Annotated in this window: 9 protein-coding genes; 8 read left to right on the top strand and 1 reads right to left on the bottom strand. The window is 44.8% G+C overall.

The features are described 5' to 3' along the window. Nucleotides 1-20 precede the first annotated feature (20 nt). Nucleotides 21-1,229: an MFS transporter gene (locus EGM68_RS04930; RefSeq protein ID WP_016819870.1), complete on the bottom strand. Its 1,209-nt coding sequence runs from the start codon at nucleotides 1,227-1,229 to the stop codon at nucleotides 21-23. A gap of 216 nt (nucleotides 1,230-1,445) precedes the next feature. Between EGM68_RS04930 and cysK the strand changes: the two genes are divergently transcribed. The 8 genes from cysK to EGM68_RS04975 all read left to right on the top strand — a co-directional run bounded on the left by cysK (nucleotide 1,446) and on the right by EGM68_RS04975 (nucleotide 11,702). Continuing rightward, complete coding sequence (gene cysK / locus EGM68_RS04935) at nucleotides 1,446-2,369, top strand: cysteine synthase A (protein WP_013369571.1); 924 nt, start codon at nucleotides 1,446-1,448, stop codon at nucleotides 2,367-2,369. An 806-nt stretch (nucleotides 2,370-3,175) separates the two neighbouring features. Beyond that, nucleotides 3,176-3,337: an epilancin family lantibiotic gene (locus EGM68_RS25880; protein ID WP_080561132.1), complete on the top strand. Its 162-nt coding sequence runs from the start codon at nucleotides 3,176-3,178 to the stop codon at nucleotides 3,335-3,337. A 66-nt stretch (nucleotides 3,338-3,403) separates the two neighbouring features. Beyond that, nucleotides 3,404-4,345, top strand: coding sequence for a S8 family peptidase (locus EGM68_RS04950; RefSeq protein ID WP_240664123.1), 942 nt, complete (start codon nucleotides 3,404-3,406; stop codon nucleotides 4,343-4,345). 4 nt (nucleotides 4,346-4,349) lie between these two features. Further along, nucleotides 4,350-7,433 (top strand): lantibiotic dehydratase, encoded by a 3,084-nt coding sequence (locus tag EGM68_RS04955; protein ID WP_129548741.1) that lies wholly within the window; start codon nucleotides 4,350-4,352, stop codon nucleotides 7,431-7,433. 10 nt (nucleotides 7,434-7,443) lie between these two features. Then, entirely contained in the window at nucleotides 7,444-8,715 is a 1,272-nt protein-coding gene (locus EGM68_RS04960) for a lanthionine synthetase C family protein (protein ID WP_129548742.1), read from the top strand. Between the two features lie 15 nt (nucleotides 8,716-8,730). Next, a complete protein-coding gene (locus EGM68_RS04965) occupies nucleotides 8,731-9,288 on the top strand; it encodes a DUF5823 family protein (protein ID WP_129548743.1) in 558 nt (185 codons plus the stop codon). A gap of 14 nt (nucleotides 9,289-9,302) precedes the next feature. Beyond that, entirely contained in the window at nucleotides 9,303-11,096 is a 1,794-nt protein-coding gene (locus tag EGM68_RS04970) for an ABC transporter ATP-binding protein (protein WP_129548744.1), read from the top strand. A gap of 9 nt (nucleotides 11,097-11,105) precedes the next feature. After that, nucleotides 11,106-11,702: an accessory gene regulator AgrB gene (locus tag EGM68_RS04975; protein WP_240664124.1), complete on the top strand. Its 597-nt coding sequence runs from the start codon at nucleotides 11,106-11,108 to the stop codon at nucleotides 11,700-11,702. Nucleotides 11,703-11,902: the final 200 nt, after the last annotated feature.

Raw genomic sequence — 11,902 nt, forward strand, 5'->3', positions numbered from 1 at the left:
ATGAACGAAAGTCCTTTTTCTTATGACTGTATCTCTGCTATCGCTTCAGTATGAGCCGTCTTGCGATCCATCATGTAGCTGACCAGCATCAGCAGCAGACCGCCGACAGTAATGAGTGATGCAACCCATGGAATGGCGGGTAGCCCCATTTGGTTAATCACGACTCCTCCGATAAAAGCACCGCCTGCGTTGCCCAGATTCAATGCGGAATGGCTGGAGGTAGAGGCTAGCAAAGGAGCCTCATAGGCCAGATTCATGATACGAACCTGAATCCCCGGCATGATGCCGAATGCGGCAATCCCCCAGATAAAGACAGTGATCACGGCCAGTACCTTGTTTTGAAGCGTAAACGTCAGAATGGCCAGAATAATGGCCAGTACAGCATAGTTTGCAACCAAGGACGGAAGCAGCTTCCAATCTGCGAGCTTGCCGCCAACGATGTTGCCAATCGTGACACCTAGGCCGAACAGGACGAGAATCCAGGTAATGCTGTGTTCGGCAAAGCCACTAATATCCGTAAGCATGGGCGTAATGTACGTAAAGACAGTGAACAAGCTACCACAGCCAACTGCACCTGTCAGCAGCATCAGCAGCACTTTTGGATTAAATAAGCTCTTGACTTCTTGCTTGAGACTGGAAGGCTTGTCCTGCTGAATCACCGGAATGTAACGAATAATACCGAAGAGAGAAATCAAGCCGATCACAACAATGGCTCCAAAGGAAGCGCGCCAGCCGAGCTGTTGTCCGATAAAGGTGCCGAAGGGCACGCCAATAATGTTCGCTACCGTCAATCCGGTTAGCACCATCGAGATGGCCCCTGCCCGCTTATCAGGACGGACCAGCCGGGCAGCGATCAGGGAACCGGCACCCAGGAAGGTTCCGTGCGATAACGCAGTAGCCATACGGGCCGCAATCAGCAGTTCGTAGTTAGGAGCAATGACGGAAAAAAGATTGCCTAAAATGAATATAGACATCAGCAGACACAACAGCTTTTTTTGCGGAACCTTATGGGTTAATACAGTAAGCACAGGTGCGCCAATGGCCACACCAAGCGCGTAACTGGTGATTAATTGTCCGGCTTGCGGAATCGTAACATGAAGATCATGGGCTACATTGGGCAGAAGTCCCATAATGACGAATTCGGTCATGCCGATGGCGAAGGCACCAAGGGTTAACCATAGCAAGGAGGGGGGGAAGCGATTAGCTGTCATATTTTCTTGAGTACTCATAAGTTTCTTGTATCCTCCTGAAAAAATAGTAATGCGAGTATATCATTCCAGGCAACATCTGGCGACCCATTTTGCAAGAATTTTACATACTAAGTTGATAAGGTTTGTGTAATTTACAAAAGCGACAGGTTGGAAGGAGCCACTTATGTTATTTTGGTAGTATGATATGAAGATAGGAAATGACGTTGTAAGGAATGATCCGGGGAGGATATAACAATGACACTTAAAGTGGTACATAGTATTACGGACTTAATCGGAGATACGCCTTGTGTGCGGCTGCAACGGCTCACAGGACCGCAGGATGCGGAAGTGTATGTGAAGCTGGAGTATTTTAATCCAAGCGGCAGTGTTAAAGATCGGGCGGCGGGCAATCTGATTGCCGAGGCGGAAAAGGCGGGACATCTCAAGCCGGGAGGCACCATTATTGAGCCAACCAGTGGCAACACGGGGATTGGTCTTGCGATGAATGCGGCAGCTCGAGGTTACCGTGCGATTTTGGTAATGCCTTCGAATATGACGAAGGAACGGATCAATATTTTAAAAGCCTATGGGGCTGAGGTCGTACTGACACCAGCGGAAGAACGGATGCCAGGAGCGATTCGTAAAGCTCTCGAACTGGGGGCAGAAATTGAAGGGAGTTTTATCCCGCATCAGTTTGAAAATGAAGCAAATCCCGATATCCATCGTACAACCACGGCACTTGAAATTTTGGAGCAGACGGAGGGGCGGTTGGATGTGTTCGTCGCTTCTTCGGGAACGGGCGGTACCATTACGGGTACAGGTGAAGTGCTGCGCCAGCATTTGCCGGATCTGCGGATTGTTGTGGTCGAGCCCAAAGGTTCGCCCGTACTGTCTGGGGGAAAACCCGGTCCGCATAAGCTGGTGGGAACGAGTCCGGGCTTTGTTCCCACCGTGCTGAATACGGAAGTGTATGACGAAATCGTACAGGTTTCCGATGAGGATGCGATTGCGATGACACGGGCGATTGCTGCACAGGAGGGAATTCTCGTCGGGCCCTCCAGCGGGGCTACAATATGGACGGCCCTTCAGGAAGCCCGGCGTTTGGGAGCAGGTAAACGGGTGCTTTGCATTGCCCCGGATACCGGAGAGCGTTATCTGAGCATGGGGATATTCGGATAAAAAGATGGGGATCGGGTCAAAGAGATTCGACTCATTTATATGTAAGATCCAGCCTCATTAATCGAAGTTACAAAAGTGAATTGGCGATATGGTAGACATAAACATTGAATACATCTTTGCCATAATTCATAGGTTAATTTCACTCCTGACAAATCAATAAGCCACAATTCATAAGGTTATGGCTAATTAATTGTCGATTATAGCTTATATTCGTGAGAATTTTAAAAGTCTCACGGTTCATGTTCCGTTCTTCGACCTTATTTGTTTCTTCAGGATCCTCTTGAAAAATCCAAGTAATCAGAGAAGGAAACACCAAGCCTATTCTCCATTTCAGCAAGAGCTGCCTCAAACGGGTCAACTTATGAGATGCCGTGTACACGTAGTGCGTCGGTCAATTCCTTTACAGTCATGTCCTGTTTGAAAAAAATCGCAGTTCGTCCACAAGATCCAGCGTATCGTAAACATAGGGCGAGCGCTTTTTGCTAAGCATCTCTTCTTCAGCCGACTTATACGAGACACCTGTATAGGAACATACCGTATTCTTGCAAGCATACGTCATGCTCTAAGCGTCAATCGTTCCGCTCTGTGTCGGTATTTTTTTTGTCATGCCGCATGGGAAGCAAAATGACTGCAATTTAGGAGGTTTGGAATACCTTTTAGGAATAAAGTTTAAAAAACGGGAGAATTAGATATATTCTTTATTCATCGACAGCAAGATATGACATACAGTCACTCACAATAAACATGATTAAGGGGTACCACTGAAATCATGTTTATTAGAATTTAATTCAGAGAGGAAGAGGAAAATGAAAGTAGATCAAATGTTTGACCTTGATTTAAGAAAGAGCTATGAGGCCAGTGAGCTTAGCCCACAAGCTTCAATCATCAAGACAACCATTAAGGTATCCAAAGCAGTATGTAAAACTCTTACCTGTATCTGTACCGGTTCTTGTTCCAATTGTAAATAATTCATAAGCGATTCGTAAGTCAGGGGTAGTGAAATGGGCTACCCCTACTTACATTATGGAGATTGCATGATAAAACCTAATATATACAATTGGCATGTAGCCCGGCTGACCGATCATTTTAGTTGTGGTGCAACTGTTGGTCAGCCGCTTACTATCCTGTTTATTGATACAGGCGTCGATAAATCCCACTCAGAGATCCAAGGTAATCTAGTTGAGGCAGAATGCAAGTCATTTGTACCTTATGAGCCTTGTCTAAGCGATTACGTCGGGCATGGTACAAAAATGGTTAGCTCTGTTACCGGCAAATATATATTGAAGGGGATATGCCCTTTCGCTCGGGTTGTTGTCTACAAAATTACGGACAAAAAAGGAATAAGCAAGCTTGAATGGTTGTATAGAGCGCTGGAAGAGGGTATTGCTAAAGGATATCCAATTATCAACATCAGCTATCGTACAGAATATGAGGTCGACTTATTCGAGTTCAATCGGTTTCAGGCTTTGGTTGACTGCGCTAATGCGCAAGGCATCTGGGTAGTCTGTTCCGCAGGAAACGATGGACGCGATATTACGCAGGAGTACAGAGTGCCTGCGAATTTAAAGGGAGTATACCCAATTGGATCAACTAATAAGAACGGGGATATCTCCGGGTTCAGTAATACGCTCAGCGGCCAATTTTTTGCGCCGAGTGGTGATGAGTATGAAATCAATTACAACAATGATTGGGTAATGGTTGCCAAATCAAGCTTCGACACAGAGGATTATTTATACGAAGTGCTGGGATTTGACAAAGCATACACAGTAGGTATCGGTACGAGTATTGCCAGCGCCTTATTCAGCGGAGTTGTTGCCTCTCTTAGCGGAGAGCTTATCGCGCAGGGGATGAATGCCGGGCGCACAGAAATGGAGTGTCTGCTCCGTCAAGGCGCGAGACCGATTGATGTTCAGCGGAATTATTATGAAGTAAGCCTTGCCGGTTCAATTCGTGCTTTAAGACAGATGAGAGGTTGATTGCATGTTGGAAAACTTTGAAATCTCGGAAAATTACATGTACCGGAAGACGTTGCTTGGCATGGAGTATTATACGCGGATATTTGATCATGAACAACTAGACGATGATGAATATCTTGACAGACTTGTACGGTTCGTTCAGAAGCAGGGGTTGATGGATTCCATTTATGTCTCCAGCCCCTCGACCTACGCTGCACTGCAAAGCCTGGAACAAGGCAGAACATTGAAGTCCAAAAAAAAGCGGAATCTTATCCTTAGTCTAAGCAAGTTCATTTCGCGGGCAATTTGTAGACCAACACCGTTTGGACTGTTCGCGGGAGTAGGCATTTCCCGATTTGGAAACACGGGAGGCGCCGGAGAACATGTCGTCTGGGCAACTCCGGATTATAGCCTAATTTACCGCTTAATAGGGCTTTTCCATGGGGATGCGGATGTCCGCAATGAATTGAGACTGAGTGTAAATAACACCTCTTACATTGACCATCACAGGCTCGTCATCTCTTATCAGACTCTGTTTGCAGCAGATCAGGAGGAACGAAGCACTGAAAATATATCTATTCTCAAAACCCCGGTCATAGATTTCATCATGAAGATCCTTGATAAAGAGCAGCAGACTTTTCTGCAGCTTATGCAAGCTATAAAAGATGCCTTCGGCGTGGATGACACGATCAGCACAGATTTTTTGCAGCAATTGATAGAACAAGGCTTTTTGGTAAGTGAGATGATTCCCAATCCTCGGGATAGCGCTCCTTTGGAGCATCTGATCCGTACACTAAAGATGCTCGCTGCTCCCAAGGCAGCATATTACGCAGATATTTTGGAGAGAGTTGGACATGCCATTCAGGACATCACAGTTGCTGCGGTCAAACGCGAAGGCATTGAGGCTGTCCGAAAACTAGTCCAGCTTATCCTTCCCGATTATCAGGGCGACTTGGTCAAAATAGACGTAAGGCTGAATCAAGCAAATGAAATTCACTTATCGGACAGCGATAGGCAAGCGTTGGCCCAAGTAGCTTCAATATTGAGCATGCTTTCTACGTACAGGAAAGAGGATACACTTTCCGACTATCGTCAGCAATTTACTGAGAAGTACGGAGTATATGAAGAAGTGCCTTTATTGCAGTTGTTCAGTAAGACGTTGGGGCTCGGCAAACCTGAAGAGTACAAGAGCCACTACCAGAACGGAGATAAGTACAGGCATAAGGATGAAGGCAGGTTCCGACAGCTCAAGGCGCTAATTGCGGAGTGGCAGACTGAAGCGCTTGCCAATCATTCGGATATCGTGCTTGACGAGGCCAAAATCCAACAGCTGTCTGAATTGAGTCTGGAGAATGTCCATGTCTCGTTCGATTTGTATTATTCCTGCATGGAGAATGAACAAGGTGAAGTTACGTTTTATTTAAACAACAGAGCCGGATCATTGGAAGCGTGTCAGAGCTTCGGAAGATTTGCCTACATGTTTGACAAAGATAGCCGTGATGAAATCTTCCGTTTTGTCAGGAACCCGAAGGATCAGAAAGCAGGGGAGAGCGCCGCTGAAATCTCATTTTACCCATTCAGCCCCAAAATAACTAATATTATGACGGCAGGCCCAACACCGGATCAATCCATGGATATGGCCACGTTCCCCGAGAATCGGAATTTGGATATTTCCCAATTATTGGTATGTGTGGAGGATTCGGGATACTTTTATCTAAAGCACAGGGAAACAGGCGAACTGGTATTTCCCAAACTCAGTAGCATGTACAATACAGAGCTGGCGCCTTATCTGATCCGGTTTCTGAATGATATTAATCTGCAGTATCAGACCGGATGGTCCCATCTGGAGGAGTATCTCTATGATTCTTCTTTTACACCGAGAGTAACCTATAAAAATATCATCATCTGCCCTAAAAAATGGACATTATATGCGGATAAACGGCTCCAGAGCGAAGAACAGTTTTTGGCCTTTTTGGAGGATTGGATCATAAAGTATAACATTCCGCGATATGTATATTTGGTGGAGCTGGACAATAAGCTATTGCTGGATTTGGATCGCCATCATCATCGAAAGCTTTTGCACAAAGAATATACGCGGAATCCGGAAGGCAAGGCGGCTGTTATTATGGAGACGGAGAAAGAATTGTTCGCTTCCGTTAACCGGTATATGGAGGAGTGCGTATTTTTTTGCAAAAGCCCGATGTTTCAGTACTTGCCGATAGACAGATTGTCTGCACAGGCTACCGATAAAAGCTTAAATAAAGTGCTGAGTTCTTCGGTGAATGCTGTTTATTATCCAGGTTCGGATTGGATATCCCTGCAGGTATATTACAATCAGGAACTGCTAACCGATTTGCTGGGCAGTGCATTTAAGACATTCATGGACAATAGCGCCGAGTACTTCATTGACCAGGTTTTTTTTGTCCAGTATGCAGATAAGGAGCCGCATATCAGGCTAAGGTGCAAAATGTCGGGAAGCGTAGAGCATCAGCGTTTCACGGCCTTGAACTATGTTTTTGATTTCCTGAATACTGTAACCTCGTCCGGATTGGTTAGTTCCTATTCGGTTGTTCCTTACCGGCCTGAAATTTTGCGGTATGGCGGCACAGCCTTCATTGATCAAGCGGAGAGGTTATTTGCTATCGATTCTTATCTAGTTTCAGGCTATTATGCAGGCAAGAGGTCAATTAATGCAACCGATCAGATGTTATTTTGCTGCACCGGACTTTTTGAGGTTGTGAACTGCGCGTATCCGCTGGCAGAAGATCAATTGAAGGCTATGGCTGCGATTATTGATCCAAAGAAATTCAGACAGGAGTACCGGGAACACAAAGAAGCGCTATTCCAAAGGATTCAACAGACCCGTTCCATATCCTTGCCAGCAAGCGATAAAGACGACAGGTTGCGGCAATACGCTGCATATTTCACGGCTATCCGGGAAGCTGACGACAGAACCAATTACTACGATGATATTATGTTCAGCATCATGCACATGTTCTGCAACAGAGTGTTCGGCCTGGACCGGGAAAAAGAAGAGCTTGCCCTACACCTATGCTACTTCAGTTTGGAAGATTATTTACAGGTAAGCAAATATCATGTTGCCTATTGAGGAGGAGCTTATGGCGGTCAAACAAGTCCCGGGAAATTTATCTGAAATAGTCAGGCAAAGCGCAGAAATTTACAAAGATATAGATACTGTAACCCTGCTAATCAAGAAGCACGCCATGCATGATTACCCTGAAATGGAGCTGATATCGCTGGCTTCAGGATACCCCGGGATCAGCCTTCTTCTGGATAAGCTAGATGAAGTTTACCCGGGGGAAGGGTGGGCTGCGCTTGCTTTCAAGTACAATCAGGAGATTGTGCGTTTAATCGGTAATATACCGTTCCATTCATTGTCACTGTATACCGGACTAGCAGGCGTTATTTATCTGTTCAACGAGTGTTCAAGAGGTTCAATAAGATATACAAATGTGCTCTCGCAGACGCTGGATATGTTTCTTAGCAGCTACGGGGAGTTCTATGAGGAGACAAGGGGGAAATTGGAAGACTCTTTGATTGAGGATAGCGACTTGGATTTGATTTCAGGCTGGACGGGGATTGCAGCTACATTAATGGAGGTTAAGGAACGCCAGGACAGATACGTTGGGAAGCTGGATGCAGTGCTCCTTAAGATACTTCAACTGATTACGGATGCTGTAGGCAAGCTGAGACATTTCGAGGAACTTCCCGAACAGACCATTTATTATAATCTTGGCATGGCGCACGGAATTACAGGAGCCATTAATCTGCTGGCCGTTGCACATCTCCGCCGCTACCCGTTAACTGGATTGAGAGAAGTACTGGAAGTTGCCAAGACTTTTCTACACGGAAGTATCAGGGAGTGGAACGGCACCCTTGTCATACCTAATATGTTCACACCGGATGAATCCGCAGAGACTAGTCGGAATCCAGGTTATCACAGAGATGCATGGTGTTACGGCACACCGGGAGCTTCTGTGGCTATGTTCCGGCTGGGATTGGCCCTGGAGGACAAAGCGCTGCAGCAGCAGGCTCTGCAATTGTTCAATACCGTCTACTCCAGACCAGATTCGCTAAGAAAGGTAATTTCACCGACGATCTGTCACGGCTATGCAGGCTTGGTCCTGATTCAGCACCATTTCAGCCGTGCGGCAGCCATGCCGTTTAAGGATGAATTTTTGCATCGTTTGTTATCATATCGAAATACTGGTGAGGGAGTACCTTTTATAGACCTTGAGGGAAGCGTCGATGATCCGTTATCTCTCGATAAAGTTGGGCTGCTCGATGGATGTGCAGGTGTATTGCTGACACTGCTGACCTGTGATAATGAGAACTTGAGTACATGGAAGCAGATGCTGGTATTTAGCTAACAGGAGGAGACGGTAATGTTCATTTTATTAAAAGAAATTATTACAGTCATGGTGGGACTGATTACCGATTTTCTCTCTTTTCAACTGGATGCATATTTTTATATTTGGTTTCTGATCCTGTTTATTTCAAGCTTGGCAGCGACCCTGGTTCAACGAAGCGAAGGGACTATTACCTACAGCACAGCCGAATGTGTCGGAATAAATGTGCTAGTTGTCGTATTATACCTAGTAATCGGTACAATTTTGGCCAGATACTTTGCAAGTTTTGAGGATCAGCAGATTGTTGCTGAAGATAAGATTATGCTGTATAAAATTTCTTTTATGCTTACATCCGCTGTAATTATAGTGGATATTATACTAGATAGGTTGAAGAGAGTGCGGAAATTCTCCTACTCTTTGGAGTTTCTTGCCGGAAGCGCCGTGTGCTTCTTACTGTTCCAGTTAAGCAATCAAACGGACTGGATAGGAACCAAGCTGTCGCTCTCCTATATTGTCATGGTAGCGATAGCCGCAGGTGTCTATACAATGGCAATGAAGTTTTTGCTAGAATACGAAAATCACAAAGAGAAATAGGTGATTAAGCCATAATGGAATTGAATATGGAGAGCACGGCATATAAAAAGATCGGTGAAGAAAAACAAACGGCCCATTCCTTGCTGAAGTTAATCAAAATTGCGAGATGGCCCAAGCTTGCGCTTGCTTGGAGCATCGTATTTACACTGATTTCCGCCGCTTTTTCATTAGTATTGCCGATCATGACAGGCAAGCTTGTCGATAAGATCTCAGCTATGGAGCTGACGATCCAGACCGCAGCTGTGCTTATTTCGCTGTTTCTGGCCGGAGGGATTTTAAACGCTGTGTCTTCTCTGCTCCTCAGATATGTGGGGAGCAAGTTTTTTCAGGAACTGCGACTGAAAATTTGGGAAAAAATTATCCATTTGCCGGTTAATTATTTTGATAACAATGAGAACGGCAAAATCATCAGCAGAATGACGAACGACCTTGCTATTGTAAGTAATTTTCTGGCTATTACTCTGCCTTCTATTCTGGCTGATGTCCTGATGGTCACTGGTTGCATCATCATGTTATTTGTGTTGGATTGGAGATTAATGAGTGTACTCGTTGCTCTGATTCCTATAACGGCGCTACTAATCTATCCCATTGGAAGAAGGATGAATAGGGTAGCGGTTGAGGCACAGGATGCAGCCGCAGACTTTTCCGGTGAGTTATCCAAAATTCTCTATAACATCAGATTCATTAAAGCGACGACGTCGGAAAAGCTTGAAATGAAATATACTCGGGAGATACTTGGACGTATCTTTCGCTTGAACATCAAAGAGGGAATATTGTCAGCTGTCATTGAGCCGATTGTCACAATTATCATCATGCTAGCTTTGGTAGGAATGTTTTGGTATGGAAGCGCCGGCATTGCCGCTGGACATATTACTACAGGTACTCTGGTATCTATGATCTTTTATTTGTTTACAATGGTTTCGCCTCTGACCCAGCTCAGCAGTTTTTTCTCGCAGTATCAGAAGGCCAAGGGAGCAAGTAAGGAAATTTATACCATATATAACCAGCAAGATGAGAAGCAAGAAAAGTTAGGCAGTGTGCCGGACATGAAAAGTCATGATCAGAATTCTGATATCCTGCATTTTGCCAATGTTTCTTTCTCGTACAACCAGGGCCAACCGGTATTATCCAACGTGGAGTTAACCTTCAGAGGCTGTACCACTACAGCGATCGTAGGGCCTTCCGGCTCGGGAAAAACAACAATATTTTCTTTAATAGAGAAATTTTACTCAGAATATAATGGAGAAATCTATTACAATAATGTATATTTGGATAAGATTAGGACGGAAGAATGGCGTCGCAAAATATCCTATGTTATGCAGGATAGTGACTTACTGGTAGGATCAGTGAGAGACAATCTGGTATATGGCCTAAACAGAGACGCGGATGACCATGAGATTTATGCGGCTCTTGATACAGTAGGCTTGAAGGAGGTAATTTATCAATTACCGGATGGTTTGGATACCTTTGTTGGAGAAAGGGGAGTCAAATTATCGGGGGGACAGAAGCAGCGAATCCAGATTGCCAGATGCTTGCTTTCAGACCATGAGATTCTGCTGTTTGATGAAGCTACCGCCAACCTGGATAGCGAGTCAGAGCAGCTCGTCCATGATGTAATCAAGCTTCTCTCCAAGAATAAAATGACCATTGTTATCGCTCATCGTTTGTCAACCATCTACAAAGCGGACCAGATAATCTTTTTGGATAAAGGAGAAGTAACGGGGGTAGGCACGCATCACGAATTAATGAGTTGGCATGATAAATATCGTGATTATGTTCAATTCCAGCTTCCCGCACAATTAAGTTAGGGAGGGGCGGTGGCGTTGTATCATCAATTGTCAACGTGGATCGTTGATAAATACTTTCAAGACGAAGAATTGGAAGCGGAGAAGCGTGCTTATGTGCTTTATTATCTGGAGAACATACTGGCTGGCACAGAAAAAATATTTCTTGTATTGATCAGTGCCTGTTTGCTCGGTGTATTAGCCGAAACGGCTGCGATGCTGCTTTCCTATACAGTGGTCCGGCGAAAGTCCTTTGGCTGGCATGCTCGCAAGTCGCATCATTGCACCTGGGTCAGTCTACTGACCTTTGTGTTTGTTCCCTGGCTCTTAAAGGAAGTAGAATGGAACCGCTTTTTTTTGGCGACGCTCTGTCTGCTTTCTATCATTCTGATTGTCAGATACGCTCCGGCCGATACGGAGTGCAATCCATTGGTAGATCCGAAGTTCAGAAGAGCATGCAGATTACAAGCTATCTTTTTAAGTATAGTGTTTGTTTTCATGGCCATCGCACTAGATTTTTATCCTTGGTTAATATTTGGGCTGTTTCTTGAAGCAGTTGTCATCACACCAGTATTCTATTCCATAATGAGAAGGAGTTATGCCAATTATGAACAATATCAAGAATATTAAAGAATACAGAAACAACCATACTCAGAGACTCAAGGCTAAGCTACTGGAGCATATGAGTAAAAGAGGTGAAGGAGGAGGAATTTGTTTCGGGTTGTTCTATGAACCAGTCAACCCAAAAGTTTGGAAATTGAACAAAAAATGATTACATCCGGCATTTATTTTTTGCAATACACCAGCTATCTTGTAATATATCATATGGT

The sequence above is a fragment of the Paenibacillus sp. M-152 genome, assembly GCF_003856555.1.
GTDB lineage: Bacteria > Bacillota > Bacilli > Paenibacillales > Paenibacillaceae > Paenibacillus > Paenibacillus polymyxa_C.